Here is a 19846-nt window from a genome sequence, read left to right on the forward strand (position 1 = left end):
GTGAGCTCCAGACCCGGCCTCACCACCATCCCCGGCTGGCGGCCGTTCGCCGACGACCTTGCCGCCGGCCTCATCGCCCGCCACCCCGATCCACTTGATCTCGCCCGCGTGCACATTCTGCTCCCCACCCGCCGCGCCGTCCGCGCGCTGGGCGATGCCTTCGTCCGCCAGTCCGAAGGCAAGGCGCTGCTGCTGCCCCGCCTCGCCCCGGTGGGAGACGTGGAGAGCGACGATTTCTCCGATCAGTCTCCGGGCGCCTTCGCCGAAACACTGGAAGGTCCCGCCGAAGCGCTGCCCCCCGTCGCCCCGCACGCCCGCCGCCTCGCCCTGGCAAAAATTCTCGCCGGCCCCTTCGATCTCGCCGCTGCCGAAGCCCTCGCGCTCGCCAACCAACTCGCCGCCACGCTCGACGCGCTCGAAATCGAAGGCCGCCGCGCCGCCGACATCGCCGAGGCAGTCCCGGAAGGCGAACTGCAGGGCCATTGGCAGAAAAATGCCCGCATTCTCGAAGCGCTGATGCGCTTCTGGCCGGAACTGTTGGCCGAACGCGGTGTCATGGACTCCAGCGCCCGCCGCAACCTGCAACTGGCAGCGCTCACCGCCCGCTATGCCGCCGCCCCGCCGGCGCACCCGGTCTTCCTCGCCGGTTTCGCCAGCGCCCCGCCCGCGCTCGCCCGCCTCGCCCGCGTCCTCGTGCGCAGCCCCGGCTGCGGCCTCATCCTCCCCGGCTTCGATACCGGCCTCGACGCCGACACCTGGGAGATGATACACGGCTCCGACAGCGAACCCGGCCTCGAAACCCATCCGCAGTTCGGCATGGCCCAGCTGCTGCGCAGGGCCGATGTCTCGCCGCTGGAGGTCGAGCCCTGGCCGCACCAGTCGCCGCTCCCCGGCAGCAGCCCCGCCCGCGCCGCGCTGGCCGGCCGCGCGATGCAGCCCCCCGAACTCAGTGGCGAACGCAGCGAGCCCGCCGCCCCCGAGGCGCTAGCCGGCCTGCGCCTCGTCGAAACAGCCAATTCCGCCGAGGAAGCGCTCGTGATCGCCCTCGCGCTCCGGCAGGTCGCCGAGCGTCCGGGCACCACCGCCGCTCTCGTCACCCCGGACCGCGCGCTCGCGCGGCGCGTGACCGTCCAGCTGAAGCGCTTCGGCATCGACATCGACGACTCCGCCGGCACGCCGCTAGCCGTCAGCCCGCCCGGCAGCCTGCTCGTCGCCATCGCCGCCGCGGCCGGCGAACGCTTCGCGCCCGTCCCGCTCCTCGCCCTGCTGCAACATCCGCTCGTCCGTGCCGGCGCGGACCGCCTGCACTGGCTGAACCGGGTCCGCAGCCTCGATCTTGCCGCCCTGCACGGTCTGCGCCCGCCGCCCGGGCTCGAAGGCATTTCCCGGCGCCTCGCCTACAACAAGGCCGCCCCCGATCTCAGAGACTGGTGGGCCGAAGAAGCCGCGCCGCTGATCGCCCCGCTCGACCGAATCCCCGCCAACGCCGAAGCTCTCGTCGACCAGCTCCGCGCCGTCGCCCACGCCCTCGCCGGTGATGCGCTTTGGGCTGGGGAGGGTGGCCGCACCCTCGCCCGCCTGTTCGAAGCGCTAGAAGCCTCCCGCGCCGACCTCGCCAGCCTTCCCATCGAAGCTGCAGACGCCGCCGCCTTCGCCACCGCGCTGATGTCCGGCGAAACCGTCCGTCCGCGCGCTTCTAAGCACCCGCAACTCGCCATCTGGGGCCCGCTCGAAGCCCGGCTGCAATCGGCGGACCTGCTCATCATGGGCGGCCTCAACGAAGGCGTCTGGCCCGGCACGCCCGCTCCGGATCCCTTCCTCGCGCCGGCCATCCGCCGCGCGCTGGGCCTCCCCGGCCTTGCCCGCCGCACCGGCCTGCAGGCGCATGACTTCGTCTCCGGTCTCGGCGCCCGCGAAGTACTTCTCACCCGGGCCGCCCGCGAAGGCAGCGCACCTTCGGTCCCCTCCCGCTTCTGGCAACGCCTCGCCGCTGCCGCCGGCAGCACGCCCGACGATGGCCGGCTCTCCCCTTCGGCGGCAGCCCTCCTCGCCGTCGCCTGCAGCCTCGACAACCCGACGCAAAGCCCGCCCATCCCGCAACCCGCGCCGCAACCCCCGGCCGCCGACCGCCCGCGCCGAATCCGAGTCACCGAAGTCGCCATGCTGAAGGCCGATCCCTTCGCCTTCTACGCCCGCCACATGCTCGGTCTGAAGCCGCTCGATCCGCGCGACGCCGAGCCCACCGGCGGCGAGCGCGGACAGGCCGTCCACAACATCCTGGAGCAATGGCTGACCACAGGCGGTGAACTTGCCCCCATCCTCACCGCGCAACTGGCAAAGCTCGGCGACCGCCCCGAGCTTGAAGCCCTCTGGCGGCCGCGCGTCGAGCGGATGATCGATTTCGTCGTCGAGGCAATCGACGCCGACGAACAGTGGCAGCCGCTCGCCCCGGAGGTAAAGGCCAGCCTCCTCTGGAACGGCATCACCCTGAACGGCCGGGCCGACCGCATCGATAAGAGCAAAAACGGCCAGGAAGCCCTGCGCATCCTCGACTACAAGACCGGCGCGCTCCCGTCGGTGGGCGACGTCGCCGGCCTCTGGGAAACGCAGCTTGGCCTGCTGGGCGCCATGCTTCAGGCAGGCGCCTTCGAAGGCATCCCTGCCACGCCGGTCGCCGCGCTCGACTATGTGAAACTTTCCGGCGGCGTCGATCCCGGTAGGCTGCGCGCCGCCCTCGGCACCGGCAAGGACGCGAAACCGGTTCCCGAGCATATCTCCGAGGCCTGGCGCGATTTTCAGGAACTGGCCGCCCAATATCTGCTGGGAGATCGCCCTTTCACGGCGAAAACCCACTTGGTGCACGGTCGCCGCTTCCGCGACTATGACCATCTCGCCCGCGTCGCCGAATGGCTCGGCAGATGAGCAAGCAGGCAGGCGAGAAGCAGGTGCTGAACCGCACCGAAAGCCAGCTGATCGCGGCGGACCCCGCGCGCCATGTCTGGGTCGCGGCGTCTGCCGGCACGGGCAAGACCCATGTCCTCACCGACCGCATGCTGCGTCTGCTGCTCGCCGGCAGCCCGCCCGATCGCATCCTCGCGCTCACCTTCACCAAGGCGGCGGCAGCCGAGATGCAGAACCGCCTCACCAAGCGGCTCGGGCAATGGCAGACACTGGACGATGCGGACCTCAACGCCGAACTCGCAGTCCTCGGCCTCACCCCCACCGACGCGCTCCGTCGCCGCGCCCGCACCCTCTTCGCCCACGCCCTCGACGTTCCCGGCGGCTTGCGCGTACAGACCCTGCACAGCTTCGCGCAGGGGTTGCTCGCCGCCTTCCCGGTAGAGGCCGGCCTGCAACCGGGCTTCCGCGCGCTGGAGGAACGCGACGCCACCCAGCTCCGCCGGCAGGCGCTCAATGAAGTCATCGCGCAGGCGCAATCCGCAGGCGACCAGCGCTACCTCGACGATCTCGCCCAGCTCTCCATCCTGAAGGGCGAGGGCGGAGTGATGCGCATCCTCGACCGCATGATCGCCCATTCCGAAGGGGTCGCCGCCTTCACCAGTGAAGACGGCTTCGAACCAGCCATCCGCCGCTGGCTGGGTGTGGGCGCAACGGAGCGGCCCGGCGAACGCCTCGCCGAAGCCCTCGATCCCGCCGTCCACGATGATGCAAGGCTCGCGGAACTGGCCGAAGGCATGGAGGCATGGGGAACAGCCACCGGCCAGAAAGACGCCGCCGCCGCCCGCACATGGCTCGCCGGAGACACCGCAACCCGCGTCGCAACCTTCTCTGACCTTTGGAAGCTCGTCCTCACGCAGGAGGGCGAACCAAAAAAACACCAGCATGCCGTCAAGAAGACCCCATCCCTTCGCGGCACCATCGACGACATCGCTGCCGACCTGCTGCTGCTGGCCGATCTCGACAAGCGCATTGCCGCCGCCGAACTCGCCGCCCGCACGCTGCGCGCCGGCCACCGCGTCGTCCAGCGCTATGCCCGTCTGAAACGCGCGCAGGTCGCCATCGATTTCGACGACATGATCGCCGAAACCGCCCGCCTGCTCGGGCCGGATGGCATCCCCTCCTATGTCGCCTGGAAGCTCGACAGCCGCTTCGACCACGTTCTCGTCGACGAAGCGCAGGACACCAACCAGCGGCAATGGGCGATCATCGGCCGCATCATCGAGGACTTCTTCGACCCCTTTGCCGAAAGGGAATCAGGGCGCCGCCGCAGCCTGTTCGTCGTCGGCGACTACAAGCAGGCGATCTACGGCTTCCAGGGCACCGACCCGAAGGTCTTTCAGGCGGAAGCCGCCCGCATTTCTCCGGCTGCCGCCACCTCCGGCCGGCCGTTGCAACCCGTCGATCTCGATCTCAGCTTCCGCTCCGGCCCGGCCGTGCTCGATCTCGTCAATGCCTTTCTGGAATCGGCCACCGCCAGCGCGCTGGGGCTGCCGGCCGCCCCGCCACCGCACCAGCCCTACCGGGCGACGGCCCCGGGAGAAGTCGTGCTCTGGCCCGTCCTCACGCCGGAGGGCGAAGAAGGCGACGACATCGAGGACAACAGCGAAGCCGCTGACCGCCTGATGGCGAAACATCTCGCCGCCGAGATCGCCGGCTGGCTCGACCGCAGCAGCCCCAACCGCCTCTGGCTCCCGGCGAAAAGCCGTTGGGCGGAACCGCAGGATATCCTTGTCCTGCTGCGCAAGCGCAGCTGGCTGATGGCCGCCCTCGTCGGCCGTCTGCACGAAGCCGGTGTGCCGGTCGCCGGCGTCGATCGCCTGCTCCTCACCGAGCCGCTCGCCGTCCTCGATTGCCTCGCGCTCGTCCGCTTCGCAGTCCAGCCCGAGGACGACCTGACGCTGGCAACGCTCCTCGTCTCTCCCTTCCTCGGCTGGGACCACGAACAGCTGCGCCGCCTTTCCAACGGCAAGCCCGGCATCTGGGCAAAGCTGGGCGCATCCTCCGACCCCCAGGCCCAACAGGCCCGCGCCTTCCTCTCGGCAGTCCTCGCGCTCGCAGATTTCGGTGGCCCCTATGCCTTTCTCGACACCATCCTGTCCGGCCCACTCTCGGGCCGTCGCCGCCTCGTGGCCCGCCTAGGGCCAGAGGCAAACGACCCCCTCGACGAATTGCTGCTGCAGGCGCTCGCCTTCGAAGCCCGTCACCCGCCCGCGCTCGCCGCCTTCCTAGCGTGGATCGAGGCCGAGGGCTCCGATGTGAAGCGCGACAGCGAGGCGCCGCGCGGGCAGGTGCGACTGATGACGATCCACGGCTCCAAGGGGCTGGAGGCACCTGTCGTGGTGTTGGCAGACAGCGCCCACAAGCGCCGCGAGGACCGGAGCGGCCATGTCCCCGTCTCCCTCGACGGCGCGCCGAAGGTACCGCTGTTCCACCCATCGGCAAAGGAAAACCCGCAGAAGATCAAGGATCTGCTTGCCGAAATCGACGCCCGCGAAGCACAGGAGGATCTCCGCCTCCTCTACGTCGGCCTCACCCGCGCGGCCGATCACCTCTATATCGGCGGCGCAGTCGGCGCCGCAGCCTACAAGCATCTGGGAACCGAAAAGGACACCAGCTGGCACAACCGCATCCGCCCGGCGATGGAGGCGCTGGAGCCCGAACGCATCGTGCTGTTCGGCAAGGAGGCCCTGCGCATCCGCCGCGGCGAATGGACCGTGCCCGTCCCTGAAACGACCACTGTTGAAGCCGAATCCACGCAGCACGAGATCCACGAAATCCTCATCACGCCGGCCCCACCGATCGAACGCCCGTCCCGCCCGCTCACCCCGTCCGCCATGCCCGACGAACCACCCGAAGGCCCGGCAGCCGCCGCCATGCGCGCCGCCGCCCAGCGCGGCAGCCTTGTCCACAAGCTTTTCGAGCGGCTGCCGCAAGTCCCGCCGGCCGAACGCCGCGCCCGTGCCATCGCCTGGCTCACCGCGCAGGGCGCCGCGCATCCGGACCGCATAGCCGACGAAGTACTGGCCGTCCTTGGGGACCCCGCCTACGCCGCGCTCTTCGGCCCCTCCAGTCTCGCCGAAGCCCCGGTCGCAGCTCTCGTCAACGATCAGGCCATCCTCGGCACTGTCGACCGCCTCCTCGTCGAGGAAACGCGTGTCCTGATCGTCGATTTCAAGACGGGGCTCCGTATCCCCGCCTCACCGCAGGAAATCCCGCTTCCTCACCGCCGCCAGATGGCCGCCTACACGGCAGTCCTCCAGCGCGCCTTCCCCGGCCGCAGTGTCGAGGCTGCGCTGCTCTACACCGCAGGCCCAAAGTTCCTCTTGCTGCCCCCCAAGCTGATGGAAGGCCTGCTGCCGCTTGAATGAGCGGCGCACAGGTCTATGTCTGCTTTCAAAGGAGATTGATGTGGCAACCGTGAAAGTGACCGATGCCTCGTTCGAGGCCGATGTGCTGGGCAGCGAAACCCCCGTGCTCGTGGATTTCTGGGCGGAATGGTGCGGTCCCTGCCGCATGATCGGCCCGGCTCTCGAGGAAATCGCCGATGAGCTATCCGGTCAGCTGACGATCGCCAAGGTGAACATCGACGACGATCCGGAATGGGCGTCGAAATTCAACGTCCGCTCGATTCCCACCATGCTCATCTTCAAGGGCGGCGAAGTCGTTGCCTCCAAGCTCGGCGCGGCTCCGAAGTCGGCCCTGAAAAGCTGGGTCCAGGAAGCGCTTTAAGCTGGCATCACGACCTGCCCCGCACGCGGGAAATGCACCGCGACCGTCCCCACCGCGGGATGGTCGCGCAGCAGGCTGATGCGGCGGTCGGTCAGCACCGCCAGCCGGCCTTCGGTCGGCGCGTCCTTCGACGCTTCCTGCGAAACCAGCACCTGCTGCCCGGCTGAAAAGCCGCTCGCCGGATCGACAATACCGCGCACCGTCGGCTCCGCATCGCGCGCCACGGCAATCGCCTCCTCACTGCGCATGTCTCGCGGCGTGCCATGTCCCAGCGCTTCCACGCGCTGCAGCCATGCCCCCAGTTGCGGCCGCGCCTGGATGATCGCCGCCACGCTTCCGGGGCCAGCGAAATCCTGAAACCAGATCAGCTGGTAGTTGGCGAGGTCGCCGTGCCCGGCGGCATCGCCCCCCAGAAAACTCCGCCCGTCCGACAAGGTTGCTTCCAGCAGCCCCAGATAGGCACGGAATTGCGTCGCCAGATGCGGCGCCATCGCCCGGAAAGCCGGCTCCTTCATGCCGAAGCGCTTTTCCCGGTCAGCCCAGAATTCCTCGTTGCCGCCAATCGGCAGGTTCCCCAGCGCCGACCCGACCGCCGCAAAGAATGTCGCGCCACCCGCCTGCGCCGCCAGCAGCCGATGCCCTTGCCCCAGTGGCGCCGGATACAGGCTCGGCTCCGGGTGCAGCGTCTCCAGCGCATCCATCGCGGCCGCACTGTCGCAGAAAATATCCGCCCCCGATTGCAGCACCGGTATCCGCGCATAGCCGCCCGTCAGGACGGCAAGTTCTGGCTTGGGCATCACTACCGGGGCTGTCACCGATCCCCACTCCAGCTTCTTCAGCCCCAGCGCCAGACGCACAGCCTCGGCCCAGGGAGAGGTCGGATAATGGTGCAGGATGATCGTCGTCATGCGGCATGCCTGCACGCTTCGCGCAGCAGCGCGATAGCTGGTCTATGTTTCAGGCCCTTATCGCGGCAGCGGCCGCAATCGTCGTGCCGCATGTATCACGACCGCGACGGCAAGGTTGCCGGCGGCGCGAAGAGCTTCGTTCAGGGATATGCAAAAAGCTGCGCCGCGCGAAAGGCGCCGGATGCCTGGCGCTCGCGTCGCGAACTGGTTGGCGCAACGCTGAAGGTGAACCCGGTCCCCGGTTACGGCGCCATCGAGGAAGGCGAACACATCTTCTTCGAACGCAGGGGCGACGGCCCGGAGCAGCTGGTCGGCCGCGCCCGCTTCATCCAGCTATGGGCCTATGACGGCAGGAACTGGCGTCTCGCCCGCGTCTTCAGCATCGCCCACCAGCCGGCCGGCCCGGCGAAATAGGGCGGGTCAGCTGCGATAATCGGCATTTATCGAGATATAGCCATGCGTCAGGTCGCTCGTCCAAACCGTCGCGCGGCCGTCTCCCAGCCCCAGGTCGACAGCGATATCGACTTCCTGGCCGGCCAGATGCGCCGCCACCGGCGCTTCGTCATATCCGGCCACCACCATGCCGCCGGCTGCGACCTCGACGCCGCCGAAGCGGATGGAGAGCAGGTCGCGCTCGGCCGGTTCGCCGGCCTTGCCCACAGCCATCACCACCCGGCCCCAATTGGCGTCGCCGCCGGCTATCGCCGTCTTCACCAGCGGCGAATTGGCGATGCTCATCGCCACCCGGTGCGCGCTTGCATCGGAAACCGCGCCTGAAACGCGGATTTCCACAAAGCGCGAGGCGCCTTCGCCGTCCCTCACCACCAGTTGCGCAAGCTCGCGGCAGAGATCGTGCAGCGCCGCCGCGAACGCATCCGCCCCCGCATCCGTCTGCACCCGCAGCATCCCGTTCCCTGCAGCTCCGGTCGCAAAGGCCAGCACGGTATCCGAGGTCGACGTGTCGCCATCAACAGTGATGCAGGAAAATGTCCGCGCATTCGCCGAGGCCAGCATCTGCTGCAGCAACGGCGCCGCAACGGCCGCATCGGTCAGGATGAAACCCAGCATTGTCGCCATATCGGGCGCGATCATGCCGGAGCCCTTGATGAAGCCCACCAGCGTCACCTTCACCCCGCCGACGATGGCTTCGCGGCTGGCTGCCTTGGGGAAGGTGTCGGTCGTGCCGATCGCTTTCGTCACGTCCAGCCAGCTTGCCCGGCCCAGCGCCGCATGCGCCGCCCCGACTCCGGCCTCGGCCTTCTCCGCCGGCAGCGGCACACCGATCACCCCGGTCGATGCGGCAAATACGTCGCCCGGCGCACAGCCCAACAGTCGCGCCGCTTCCGCCACCTGGCGCGCGCAGGCTTCCGCGCCGCGCATGCCGGTAAAGGCGTTGCTGTTCCCGGCATTCACCACCAGCCCGCGCGCCATCCCACCGGGCAGATGCCGGCGGCACAGCTCCACTTCGGGCGAGGGGCATTTCGATTGCGTGGTAACGCCCGCCACCGTGGTCCCGGCTTCAAACGCCAGCAGCGTCACATCGGCGCGAACCCAGTTCTTGTATCCGGCGGTCGCAACACCGCGGCGCACGCCGGCAACTTCAGGCAGGACTGGGAAGGGGCGGGCAAGGGGGGACATATCCATCGGCGTCGCTTAGCCGGGCATTCGCCACGGCGAAAGGGTGCAACAAGCCGTCGGCCAGATGTAAAAAACTCCTAAACAATCTGTAACCAGATCGAAATCTGCCTCCCCCACATGCGCTCCATCGCAAACAGGGAGACACTGATGTCACGCTTGATTCTCGTCGCCGCCGTCGCCGCAGCTTTCGCTGCACCGGCCACTGCTGCCGTCATCACCCCGGTCGCCGTCACTGCATCCGACACCTTCAACGATTTCTACCCGGTCGCCAACCTCATCAACGGCAGCGGGATGTCCGGCAAGCTGCACGACGGCCAGTTCAATAACATGTGGCAGAGCACGTGGGACCAGATCCCCCACTGGCTCGTCTTCGATCTCGGCCAGACGGTGCACCTCACCAGCACCAGCATCTGGAACTACAACCAGGACTTCGGCTGGGGTACCAGTCTGGGCCGCGGCGTGAAGGACCTCGAAATCTCCATCTCGATGGACGGCGTCGGCTTCACCTCGATCCTCACCACCGAACTGCGGCGCGGCACCGGCCTGCCGATCCCGGCTGAAGTCGTCGCCCTGTCCGGCACCGCCCGCTATGTGAAGTTCGACCTGCTCAGCAACCAGGACCGCGATCTTCCCACCAACGAAGCGCAGCCCTGGACCGGTCTTTCCGAAGTGCGCTTCGCCGGAGCCGTGCCGGAAGCCGCCACTTGGGCGATGATGATCATGGGCTTTGGCATGGTGGGTAGCGCGATGCGCCGACGCCGCATGATCGCTGCATAAGCAGCCGTAAAGCACAGCCACAAGCAGCGGCGGGCCTTCCCCGGAAGGCCCGCCGCTATTCGTTAATGCAAAACTCTCCCGCGCGCCGCAATTGACGCTATCGTCGCCCATACCTATTTGACCCCCGTTGGCGCTGCTGCCCACCGGCTGCGGCCCGCCCCGTTTTACGTGAAGGCTATTCATGCTTGGCTTGAACAAGGTCGCCAAGGCCATCTTCGGCTCGTCCAACGACCGCTATGTGAAGTCGCTCGCTCCGCTCGTCCGCTCGGTCAACGCCATCGAACCCAAGTTCGAAGCCATGACCGACGAGGAGCTGAAGGCCCAGACCGACCTCTTCCGCGAGCGCCTCGCCAACGGCGAAAAGCTGGACAGCCTCCTCCCGGAAGCCTTCGCCACCGTCCGCGAAGCCTCGAAACGCGTGCTGGGCATGCGCCACTTCGACGTGCAGCTGATCGGCGGCATCGTTTTGCATCGCGGCGAAATCGCCGAAATGCGCACGGGCGAAGGGAAAACGCTGGTCGCAACCACCGCCACCTACCTGAACGCCCTCGAGGGCAAGGGCGTGCACGTCGTCACCGTCAACGACTATCTGGCCAAGCGCGACAGCGAATGGATGGGCCGCGTCCACCGCTGGCTCGGCCTCAGCGTCGGCGCGATCCTGCCCAACATGCACGATGTCGAGCGCCGCCAGGCCTATGAAGCCGATGTCACCTACGGCACCAACAACGAGTTCGGCTTCGACTATCTGCGCGACAACATGAAGTACGAGCGCTCGCAGATGGTGCAGCGCGCCTTCAATTTCGCCATCGTCGACGAAGTCGATTCGATCCTCATCGACGAAGCCCGCACCCCGCTCATCATCTCCGGCCCCACCGACGACAAGAGCGAGCTCTATATTGCCGTCGACCAGGTGGTGAAGACGCTCCGCCCCGAACATTATGAGAAGGATGAAAAGGGCAAGTCCATCATCCTCACCGAAGAGGGCACCGAATTCGCCGAGCGCGCCCTAGAGGCAGCCGGCCATCTGCATGGCGAGAATCTCTACGATTTTGAGAACACCCAAGTCGTGCACCACCTGAACCAGGCGCTCCGCGCCGTGCACATGTTCCGCCTTGATACGGACTATATCGTCCGCGACGGCAAGGTCGTCATCATCGACGAATTCACCGGCCGCATGATGGACGGCCGCCGCTGGTCCGACGGCCTGCACCAGGCGGTAGAAGCGAAAGAGGGCGTCAACATCCAGCCCGAGAACCAGACGCTCGCCTCGATCACCTTCCAGAACTATTTCCGCCTCTACCCCAAGCTCTCGGGGATGACCGGTACGGCGCTCACCGAAGCGCCGGAATTCTACGATATCTACAAGCTCAACGTCATCGAGATACCCACCAACCTGCCGGTCCGCCGGATCGACAATCAGGACGAATTCTACAAGAACGAGGCCGACAAGTTCGCCGCCATCGTCAAGACGGTGAAGGAAAAGTCCGCACTCGGGCAGCCGGTGCTCGTCGGCACCGTGTCTATCGAGAAATCGGAAACCCTCTCGGAATTCCTCCGCCGCGAAGGCGTGGAGCACAGCGTGCTGAACGCCCGCTTTCACGAAAGCGAAGCCCATATCGTGGCGCAGGCTGGCCGTCTGGGCGCCGTCACCATCGCCACCAACATGGCCGGCCGCGGCACCGACATCCAGCTCGGCGGCAACGTGGAATTCCGTATCGACGACGAGCTTGCCGGGCTTGAGGAAGGCCCCGAGCGCGACGCCCGGATCGCCGACATCAAGGCTGAGGTGGCAGCCGAGCGCGACAAGGTGCGCGAAGCCGGCGGCCTGTTCGTGCTGGGCACCGAACGCCACGAAAGCCGCCGGATCGACAACCAGCTGCGCGGCCGCTCCGGCCGTCAGGGCGACCCCGGCCTCAGCCGTTTTTATCTCAGCCTCGACGACGATCTGCTGCGCATCTTCGGCCAGCAGAACATGCTGACGCGGGTGATGAACTCGGGCCTCGACGACGGTGAGGCCATCGTCCACCCGTGGATCTCCAAGGCCATCGAGACCGCGCAGAAGAAGGTCGAAGCGCGCAACTACGACATCCGCAAGCAGCTGCTCCAGTACGACGACGTGATGAACGATCAGCGCAAGGTGGTCTACGAGCAGCGCGCCGACGTGATGGACGCCGACAAGATCTCCGACATCGTGCTGGAATTCCGCCAGGACAGCGTCGCCGACATGGTTGAGCAGTTCGCCCCCGCGGGCAGCTACCCCGATCAGTGGGATGTGGAAGGCCTGCGCGAAGCGGCCCTCAACCAGCTGAACCTAGACCTCCCGATCGCCGACTGGGTGAAGGAAGAAGCGGTCGATCAGGAAATCTTCGTCGAGCGCATCAATACCCTCATCGATCAGAACATGGCCGCAAAGCAGGCCAATATCCCTGAGGAAAGCTGGCTGCAGGTCGAAAAGAACTTCCTGCTGCAAAGCCTCGACCACCACTGGAAAGAGCATCTGGCGACGCTCGACGCGCTGCGTCAGGTCGTCCACCTGCGCGCCTATGCGCAGAAGCAGCCGATCAACGAGTATAAGGCCGAAGCCTTCCAGCTGTTCGAGCGGATGCTGCGTAATGTGCGCGAGGATGTGACCCGCATGCTCGCCTTCGCCGAGTTCCGCGCGCCCGAGGCGATGCCGCTGCCCGATCTGCCCGACTTTCTGAAGATGATGCCGGGCGCATCGGGCGCCGACCCGTTCGCTGCCGACCTTCAGCCGCTGCCGTCTGACCAGTTCGCCGTTTCCGCGCCGGGCATGTTCGCGATGGGCGATCCGCTTTCCACCGACGAAGTCGATGCCGCGCAATCGGTCGCCCACCTGTTCGGCCCGGACTTCATCCCCGAAGACCCGGAAAGCTGGCAGCGCACGGTGGCGCGCAACACGCTTTGCCCATGCGGCTCAGGTAAGAAGTTCAAGCACTGCCACGGGCTGGCTGCCTAGCAGCCAGCGGAGCGACGTTTAGCGCAAGGCGCCAACACGCGACTCCGCGTAAGCCCGGCCCCCTGCATTCGCAGGGGCAGGCGGCGGGCGGTGGCCATTAGGCCACCGAACCCGTCTGACGAGTCCGGCTTAGCCGGACCCTTCCTTCCTGCCCATTTTTACCCCAGCCGGACTCGGCGGCCAGGCCGACGGCCTTCTACACCAGCGCCTTCCGTCCAGTTAGAACCCCCAAAATCACCGCCCCCGCAGCGCCACAACAGCAATCCACCCCCACCCCAGCATCATCAAAACCCCACCCACGGGTGCCAGCGCCGCCATCCCGCGCGGCAGCCCCAGCGCCAGCGCGTGCAGCGACCCGGCAAACAACAGGCTGCCCGCCAGCAACGCCCAGGCCCCCAGCCGCACACCCCGCACATCCCGCCACCCCAGCAACGCAAACACAGCAACCGCATGCGGCAACTGGAACAGCACCGCCGTCTCTATCCACCTCTTCGCCTGTGGATCGCTGATTGCATGCGCTCCAAATGCCCCCAGAACGATAGCGGAAAGCGCACTCAGCGCCGCGACGACGGGGAGGGTTCTGGACATGCGACAAACGCTAATGCTCCGAAATGATTGCAACAACCCACCATTGGATTGACGCGCGCTTTTGCAGCTGGTGAACAGAGATGTGGTTCAGGCGTGATGGCAGGGGACGGGAACGGAGATCGCGCGGGCTGACCCGGACGCGATCCTGGGCGCTTTGGCCGATCGTCTGCCGTTTCCGCTCGAGCTTCCGCAGAAGGAAGCGTGGAAGTTCGAGATTGCACATCTCCGCGAGCTCGGAAGCGCGTTTCCGGCCGCCCACTTCTTCCTCGAGTTCGCCATCCCTCGCATGGGTAGGCGGGCCGATGCCGTTGTGGTGTTGGGCGGGCTTGTGCTGGTACTTGAATACAAGGTCGGCGCACGCGAATTTGCCCCACACGCTGTGGAGCAAGTGCATGGCTATGCGCTTGACCTGAAAAGCTTTCACCAAACCAGCCACGATCGCCGGATCGTTCCACTCCTGATTGCGACGCATGCCCAGGCGCAGCCAATCGGGCTTGGATTCGCGCCCGATGGCGTGGCGGCACCGGCATGCCTGTCCGCAGAAGATGTGTTACCGGCCATGCGGCAAATGCTGGCAGCGGACGGGCAGACGCCTCTCGACGCGAAGATGTGGGCGGCAGGCGGCTATCGACCCACGCCGACAATCGTGGAGGCTGCGCAAGCGATGTTCCGCGGGCATCAGGTGGCCGAAATATCCCGTTCGGAGGCCGGGGCGGAGAACCTCAGCCGAACAGCGGATGCAATAGGCGGCATAATCCAGGCCGCGCATGCCAATCGGCGCAAATCGCTCTGCTTTGTCACCGGTGTCCCGGGGGCCGGAAAAACCTTGGCGGGGCTCAATATCGCCTGCAGCCGGATGGGACGCGGTGATGGTGAGGATGCTACCTTTCTGTCAGGCAATGGACCGCTTGTGACAGTGCTCAGGGAAGCGTTGAAGAGGGACCTTCGGCGGCGAGAGCGGGCACCAGAACCGGGAGATCCTGAGGCAAGGCATATTGCCGGCCGATCGCCGGACAAGTTCATCCAGAATGTGCATCATTTTCGGGATGAGTATGCCGGCAACGTCGATCTGCCTTCCGAGCATGTTGTAGTGTTCGACGAGGCACAACGCGCCTGGAACCGGGATGAAACCAGTCGTTTCATGCGGGAGAAGCGCGGGTTGACGGGGTTCGATCAATCCGAGCCCGAGTTTCTGCTCTCGGTGATGAATCGGCACGCCGATTGGTGCACTGTCGTCTGTCTCATTGGCGAAGGCCAGGAGATCAACCGGGGAGAAGCAGGGATCAGCGCCTGGATCGCCGCACTTGCGACGGGCGAGCTGGCGGATTGGACGGTGCACGCGTCGCCGCAGCTGTTGCGCGCGGATTCCCACCTTTCGGCAGAGATGCGCTGGATGCTGGAACGTCGATCTGGCGGGCTCGATGCGGCATTACATCTGGGTGTTTCGGTGCGTTCGTTTCGTGCGGAGACAGTTTCTGCGTTTGTAGCGGCTTTGCTGTCCGAAGACTCAGGGCGGGCAAAGCTGCTCCTCCCCGCCTTCGACCGCTTTCCGATCGTGCGTACAAGATCGCTCGCAGCTGCAAGGCTCTGGCTTCGAGAGAAGCGGCGGGCAGGGGAGCGAACAGGTTTGCTGGCATCCTCCAACGCCATTCGGCTGAAGCCCGAGGGCCTGCATGTGAAAGCCAAAGTGGAGGTAGCGAGCTGGTTTCTGAATGAAGGGGCTGACATTCGCGCTTCAAACGCGCTGGAGGATGCAGCGACCGAGTTCGATGTCCAGGGCCTGGAGCTTGATTGGGCGGCAGTTGCCTGGGATCTCAACTTGCTGCGTAGCGACAATAGCTGGGTGCCCAGGAGGTTCCGCGGGTCCGCGTGGGAAGCGGTGAACGATGCCGACAAACGGGCATACATCGTCAACAGCTATCGCGTCCTGCTGACGCGAGCGCGGCAGGGAATGGTGATCTTCATACCCTGCGGCGACGCAGAGGATAAGACGCGGCCACCAGCTGCCTATGATGCGATCGATCGGTGGCTGGCAGATTGCGGCGTGCCGGCCCTAGGCCGGCACTGAAGGCCGGCGCAACGCCCACGCCGCGATAGCCGCGAACACCGTGTAGGAAATCAGTGCACTGGGGGCGAGAGCGGTGATGCTCTCCGCCGGCGGCAGCAAGGTGCGGCTGACGATCTGCGAGACGACGAGGATGGCAAACAGGATCCACGCCCGCCCCGTCCGCTCCGGCACGGCGCGGGTGAAGTACCAGGTGCCCAGCGCGAGCAGCCCGATCTCCAGTGGCCAGGCGATCATCGGGTGATACCAGAGGCCCAGACCCAGCGGCTCCATGCCGGGCGCCAGCGGCAGGTCTGGGCGGTGCACAAGCCAGTCCAGGAACCAGTGGGAGATCACCGCCAGCGCCGACAGCACCGCCCATTGCGGGCGTCTGTCGGCAGGCGCGATGAAGGCGAACATGATGCCCCAGGTGACGGCGATGGCGGCCGATCCGAGCAGGCTGTGGGTCAGCGGCGCCTGCAGGTCAAAGGGCAGGGCGGAAGGCGCCGTCAGATCGGGCAGCCCGGTCTCGATGCCTGGAAAGACGAACAGGAAGAACAGGTAATCGACCAGCTGCGCACTGATGAACAGGCTCCAGGCCGGCGGCGATTTCGGATGCGCCGCCAGTGCCAGCGCCGGTGCATAATGGCCGATGAACATGCAACAATCTCCCCGCCTTCAGACTGCGGCGTTCCGGCGTTGCTGGCAAGCGACACTCACTGGATTCAGGGTGGCAGGGGCCGGCACGGAAGGGATAGGGCAGGCCATCCGGAGAAGGAGTGAAGGCCATGGCGCTGGTTGAAGTGGAAGTCGAAGACGCAGTCGCAGTGGTGACGCTGAACCGTCCCGAAGCGATGAACGCGCTGTCGAAGGCACTCCGGGCCGAACTGGCGGCGGTGATGGTGGAGATGGATCGCCGCGATGAAGTGCGGGTGGTGGTGCTGACCGGAGCAGGCGAGCGCGCCTTCACCGCCGGCCTCGACCTGAAGGAACTGGGCTCCGACAGCTCGGCAATGGACGATGCGACCGGCGCTGCACCACAGGCGAACCCGGTGAAGGCAGTGGAGCAATGCCGCAAGCCGGTCATCGGCGCGATCAATGGTGTCGCCATTACCGGCGGCTTCGAACTGGCGCTGGCCTGCGATGTGCTGATCGCCAGCGAGAATGCCCGCTTTGCCGATACCCATGCCCGCGTCGGCATCATGCCCGGCTGGGGCCTGTCGCAGAAACTGTCCCGGCTGCTCGGCATCTACCGGGCCAAGGAGCTGAGCCTCTCGGGCAACTTCCTCGACGCCCCGACCGCCGAGCGCTGGGGTCTGGTAAACCGGGTGGTGCCCGCCGCCGAGCTGCTGACGGTGGCGAAGAAGCTGGCGACCGACATGGCGAGCATCGATCCGCAGTTTTCCAGCGCCTACAAGAAGCTGATCGACGACGGCTTTGCCGGCACCTTCGGCGACGGCCTTGCTCTCGAAACCTCCCGCTCTTCTGCAGTCAACCGCGCCGTCACCCCCGACGAGGTTGCCAAGCGCCGGCTGGCCGTTCAGGAACGCGGCAGACAACAATAAACTGCGTCAGGGAAATCGCATGAAGCATCTGCTGTTGGCCGCCGCCCTTATTCTGGCGGCGCCCGTTTCTGCCGAGACCGTCTTCATCACTGCCGACCGCATGGTCGATGTGCTCACCGGGCGGATGGTGGATGCGCCGGCCATTGTCGTCACCGAGGGCCGTATCGTCAGCGTCGGCCGGCAGGGCTCGGTCGCCGTTCCCGAAGGCGCAAAGCGGATCGACCTCGCCGGGCTGACGCTGGTTCCGGGCTTTATCGACATGCACGTCCACCTGACGAGCGACCCGAAGATGCAGCCGATGGACGCGCTGCTGAAGACCGACAATTACTGGGTATTGGTCGGCGCACAAAACGCCGGCAAGATGCTGGCGACGGGGATCACCACTGTCCGCAACGTAGGGTCCAGCGGTTTTGACGATGTTGCCATCAAGCAGGCGATCGAGGACGGCCGGCTGCAGGGTTCCCGCATCGTGCCGGCAACCTATGCGCTGGGCGCCACCGGCGGCCATTGCGACGAGACTTTCTTCCCGCCAAGCTTCGAGGCGAAGAGCCCTGGCGTGGCCGACGGCGTCGATGCGCTGAGGGCCAAAGTACGCGAAGTGCGCAAATATGGCGCCGAAGTCATCAAGGTCTGCGCTACAGGCGGGGTCTTCAGCCGCAACACCGAACCGGGCCAGCAGCAACTGCGCGAGGAAGAGCTGAAGGCGATCGCCGACGAGGCACATATGTGGGGCGTAAAGGTCGCGGCCCACGCCCATGGTGCCTCCGGCATAAAGGCCGCGATCCGCGCCGGCATCGACACCATCGAGCACGCCAGCCTGATCGACGACGAAGGCATCAAGCTCGCCAAGGAGCGCGGCGCCTACCTCAGCATGGACATCTACAACACCGATTACACCCAGTCCGAAGGCAAGAAGAACGGCGTGCTGGAAGATAACCTCCGCAAGGACCGCGAAGTCGCCGATGTCCAGCGCGAGGGATTCCGCAAGGCCAATGCCGCTGGCGTGAAGATGGTGTTCGGAACCGATGCCGGGGTGATGCCGCACGAGCTTGCAGTGAACCAGTTCGGCACCATGGCCCGCTATGGCATGTCGCCGCTGCAGGTGCTGCGGGCGGCAACCAGCACGGCGGCCGAGGCATTGGGCCGGGAAAAGGACGTCGGCGCAATCGCACCGGGACGCTACGCCGATATCGTGGCAGTGGCCGGCGACCCGCTGGCAAGCGTGGAGCCGCTGATGGCCGCGAAGGTTGTGGTAAAGGGCGGCGAAGTGGTCGCCGACCGCCGCTGACCGAACGGTTCAGGCGGGGGGGTTTCCCTCGATCACGGCGCGCAGGTCCTTCAGCGTCTCCAGCTGCCGACGGTGCAGATGGTCCAGCTTGTCATGCAGGTGGCGTATCTCCAGCTCGGCCTTCAGGTTCACCTGATAGTCGTTGCGGGCGCGCAGCCTGTCCTTTTCCTCCTGGCGGCCCTGGCTCATCATGATGATGGGTGCCTGGATGGCGGCGATGGTGGAAAGAATGAGGTTGAGCAGGATGAACGGATAAGGATCGAAGCCCTTTCCGCCCTGTGCGTTGTTGTAGAGCATCCAGCTGCCCAGAAAGCCGGCGAAGATCAGGATGAAGGTCCAGCTGCCGCCGAAATCCGCGATGGCGTCTGACGCCCGGTCGCCGAAACTGCGTCGGGCGTCATACGCTGCCTCTACGTCGTCGGCGATGGTCTGTTCTTCGGCGATGCTCCGCGCAACGGCGGCGTCCAGCTCGGAAAGCCGGCCCTCCCGGTCCTTCAGCAGTTCCTCGATATGTTCGGTGCGGGCGCGCGTCACGACTTCGACGGGGATCTCGCCGGTTGCGCAGAGCTGCGGCTGGGTGGCACGCAGATGCTCAGCGAGGGCCGGGTGCAAGGTGTCGAGGGGAACGGTCCTGGGGGCGGTGTGGGTAAGGTGGATGGCCATGCGCTGCTCCGCTTGCTGATGCAGATGGGTTGCATGGCCCGGCAGAGGCTGGCAAGCGGAGACGCTCGGGGATGCCCGGCTGCGCTTCGCTGTTGACGTTCAGGGGCGCTGAGGCTATGGGCCGCGCTCGCTTTCGGGCAGGCAGATTCTGCGCGCCGGGCGGCGAAACTGAGGAACGACAGGCTGGGCCGTGCGCGTGAGGCATCCGGTAACGGGGCTGACACGCGCTTATGCCGTGGGGTGCATCCGTGCGGTGCGCTGGAACGGGCGGGCTGGTTCTGGAGTAGGCGTCGGGCGAACCGGCACCGAACAGCAGGAAGCAAACAGACTCTATGCCGACTATCAACCAATTGATTCGCAAGGGCCGTACGCCCCAGCGCGTCCGCGAGACGGCGCCTGCCATGCAGTCGTGCCCGCAAAAGCGCGGCGTCTGCACCCGGGTCTATACCACGACCCCGAAGAAGCCGAACTCGGCCCTTCGTAAGGTTGCGAAGATCCGCCTGACCAATGGCTTTGAAGTCATCGGCTACATCCCCGGCGAAGGCCATAACCTTCAGGAACACTCGGTGGTTCTGATTCGCGGCGGCCGCGTGAAGGATTTGCCCGGCGTGCGTTACCACGTGCTCCGCGGCGTCCTCGATACGCAAGGCGTCAAGAACCGTAAGCAATCGCGCTCGAAGTACGGCGCGAAGCGTCCGAAGTAAGCTG

15 protein-coding genes are annotated in these 19846 nt (G+C 66.2%); 10 read left to right on the forward strand and 5 right to left on the reverse strand.

Going from position 1 to position 19846, the window contains the following annotated elements:
* From addB to trxA, 3 genes are read left to right on the forward strand one after another with little or no spacing between them, the layout of a single operon-like run.
* The gene (gene addB / locus IM784_RS00315; protein WP_199553320.1) at positions 1 to 2922 is read left to right on the forward strand and encodes a double-strand break repair protein AddB; all 2922 of its coding nucleotides are present in this window, start codon (positions 1 to 3) and stop codon (positions 2920 to 2922) included.
* Positions 2919 to 6329: a double-strand break repair helicase AddA gene (addA, locus tag IM784_RS00320; protein WP_199553321.1), complete on the forward strand. Its 3411-nt coding sequence runs from the start codon at positions 2919 to 2921 to the stop codon at positions 6327 to 6329. Before addB ends, addA begins: the two co-directional genes overlap by 4 nt.
* 40 nt (positions 6330 to 6369) lie before the next feature.
* Entirely contained in the window at positions 6370 to 6690 is a 321-nt protein-coding gene (gene trxA, locus IM784_RS00325) for a thioredoxin (RefSeq protein ID WP_199553322.1), read from the forward strand.
* Here the strand turns inward: trxA and IM784_RS00330 are convergent.
* Positions 6687 to 7598 carry a glutathione S-transferase family protein gene (locus tag IM784_RS00330; protein ID WP_199553323.1) on the reverse strand — a complete coding sequence of 304 codons (912 nt, stop codon included), beginning with the start codon at positions 7596 to 7598 and terminating at the stop codon, positions 6687 to 6689. The genes trxA and IM784_RS00330 overlap by 4 nt on opposite strands.
* Positions 7599 to 7688: 90 nt before the next feature.
* On the opposite strand from IM784_RS00330, the gene IM784_RS00335 reads away from it, so the two are divergent.
* A complete protein-coding gene (locus IM784_RS00335) occupies positions 7689 to 8012 on the forward strand; it encodes a DUF4440 domain-containing protein (protein WP_199553324.1) in 324 nt (107 codons plus the stop codon).
* Between the two features lie 6 nt (positions 8013 to 8018).
* On the opposite strand, the gene argJ is transcribed toward IM784_RS00335, so the two are convergent.
* Complete coding sequence (gene argJ / locus IM784_RS00340; RefSeq protein WP_199553325.1) at positions 8019 to 9242, reverse strand: bifunctional glutamate N-acetyltransferase/amino-acid acetyltransferase ArgJ; 1224 nt, start codon at positions 9240 to 9242, stop codon at positions 8019 to 8021.
* A 141-nt stretch (positions 9243 to 9383) separates the two neighbouring features.
* Here argJ and IM784_RS00345 point away from each other — a divergent pair, with 141 nt between their 5' ends.
* Positions 9384 to 10013 carry a PEPxxWA-CTERM sorting domain-containing protein gene (locus IM784_RS00345; protein ID WP_199553326.1) on the forward strand — a complete coding sequence of 210 codons (630 nt, stop codon included), beginning with the start codon at positions 9384 to 9386 and terminating at the stop codon, positions 10011 to 10013.
* Positions 10014 to 10194: 181 nt separating this feature from the next.
* Complete coding sequence (gene secA, locus IM784_RS00350) at positions 10195 to 12990, forward strand: preprotein translocase subunit SecA (RefSeq protein ID WP_199553327.1); 2796 nt, start codon at positions 10195 to 10197, stop codon at positions 12988 to 12990.
* Positions 12991 to 13224: 234 nt separating this feature from the next.
* Here secA and IM784_RS00355 read toward each other — a convergent pair whose 3' ends face one another.
* Positions 13225 to 13578, reverse strand: a complete 354-nt coding sequence (locus tag IM784_RS00355; RefSeq protein WP_199553328.1) for a DUF423 domain-containing protein — start codon at positions 13576 to 13578, stop codon at positions 13225 to 13227.
* Between the two features lie 154 nt (positions 13579 to 13732).
* On the opposite strand from IM784_RS00355, the gene IM784_RS00360 reads away from it, so the two are divergent.
* Entirely contained in the window at positions 13733 to 15646 is a 1914-nt protein-coding gene (locus IM784_RS00360) for a DUF2075 domain-containing protein (RefSeq protein ID WP_235976445.1), read from the forward strand.
* On the opposite strand, the gene IM784_RS00365 is transcribed toward IM784_RS00360, so the two are convergent.
* Entirely contained in the window at positions 15632 to 16282 is a 651-nt protein-coding gene (locus IM784_RS00365) for a hypothetical protein (RefSeq protein ID WP_199553329.1), read from the reverse strand. The two genes, IM784_RS00360 and IM784_RS00365, sit on opposite strands and share 15 nt — an antisense overlap.
* A gap of 128 nt (positions 16283 to 16410) precedes the next feature.
* Here IM784_RS00365 and IM784_RS00370 point away from each other — a divergent pair, with 128 nt between their 5' ends.
* Positions 16411 to 17187 carry an enoyl-CoA hydratase gene (locus IM784_RS00370; RefSeq protein ID WP_199553330.1) on the forward strand — a complete coding sequence of 259 codons (777 nt, stop codon included), beginning with the start codon at positions 16411 to 16413 and terminating at the stop codon, positions 17185 to 17187.
* A 19-nt stretch (positions 17188 to 17206) separates the two neighbouring features.
* A complete protein-coding gene (locus tag IM784_RS00375) occupies positions 17207 to 18475 on the forward strand; it encodes a Xaa-Pro dipeptidase (protein ID WP_328799404.1) in 1269 nt (422 codons plus the stop codon).
* A 9-nt stretch (positions 18476 to 18484) separates the two neighbouring features.
* Here the strand turns inward: IM784_RS00375 and IM784_RS00380 are convergent, their stop codons facing one another.
* Positions 18485 to 19138, reverse strand: coding sequence for a DUF1003 domain-containing protein (locus IM784_RS00380; protein ID WP_199553331.1), 654 nt, complete (start codon positions 19136 to 19138; stop codon positions 18485 to 18487).
* Positions 19139 to 19470: 332 nt separating this feature from the next.
* Between IM784_RS00380 and rpsL the strand changes: the two genes are divergently transcribed.
* Positions 19471 to 19842, forward strand: coding sequence for a 30S ribosomal protein S12 (gene rpsL, locus IM784_RS00385; protein WP_140927705.1), 372 nt, complete (start codon positions 19471 to 19473; stop codon positions 19840 to 19842).
* The last annotated feature ends 4 nt before the right edge of the window (positions 19843 to 19846 follow it).

Origin of the sequence: Sandaracinobacteroides hominis (assembly GCF_016464365.1) — a bacterium.
In the GTDB taxonomy this organism is placed as follows: Bacteria; Pseudomonadota; Alphaproteobacteria; order Sphingomonadales; family Sphingomonadaceae; genus Sandaracinobacteroides; species Sandaracinobacteroides hominis.

Excerpts from the sequence above, each read along its gene's own strand:
- addA (WP_199553321.1), top strand. The coding sequence starts at position 2,919 with ATGAGCAAGCAGGCAGGCGAGAAGCAGGTGCTGAACCGCACCGAAAGC.
- IM784_RS00330 (WP_199553323.1), bottom strand. The coding sequence starts at position 7,598 with ATGACGACGATCATCCTGCACCATTATCCGACCTCTCCCTGGGCCGAG.
- IM784_RS00335 (WP_199553324.1), top strand. The coding sequence starts at position 7,689 with ATGTATCACGACCGCGACGGCAAGGTTGCCGGCGGCGCGAAGAGCTTC.
- argJ (WP_199553325.1), bottom strand. The coding sequence starts at position 9,242 with ATGGATATGTCCCCCCTTGCCCGCCCCTTCCCAGTCCTGCCTGAAGTT.
- IM784_RS00345 (WP_199553326.1), top strand. The coding sequence starts at position 9,384 with ATGTCACGCTTGATTCTCGTCGCCGCCGTCGCCGCAGCTTTCGCTGCA.
- secA (WP_199553327.1), top strand. The coding sequence starts at position 10,195 with ATGCTTGGCTTGAACAAGGTCGCCAAGGCCATCTTCGGCTCGTCCAAC.
- IM784_RS00355 (WP_199553328.1), bottom strand. The coding sequence starts at position 13,578 with ATGTCCAGAACCCTCCCCGTCGTCGCGGCGCTGAGTGCGCTTTCCGCT.
- IM784_RS00365 (WP_199553329.1), bottom strand. The coding sequence starts at position 16,282 with ATGTTCATCGGCCATTATGCACCGGCGCTGGCACTGGCGGCGCATCCG.
- IM784_RS00370 (WP_199553330.1), top strand. The coding sequence starts at position 16,411 with ATGGCGCTGGTTGAAGTGGAAGTCGAAGACGCAGTCGCAGTGGTGACG.
- IM784_RS00375 (WP_328799404.1), top strand. The coding sequence starts at position 17,207 with ATGAAGCATCTGCTGTTGGCCGCCGCCCTTATTCTGGCGGCGCCCGTT.
- IM784_RS00380 (WP_199553331.1), bottom strand. The coding sequence starts at position 19,138 with ATGGCCATCCACCTTACCCACACCGCCCCCAGGACCGTTCCCCTCGAC.
- rpsL (WP_140927705.1), top strand. The coding sequence starts at position 19,471 with ATGCCGACTATCAACCAATTGATTCGCAAGGGCCGTACGCCCCAGCGC.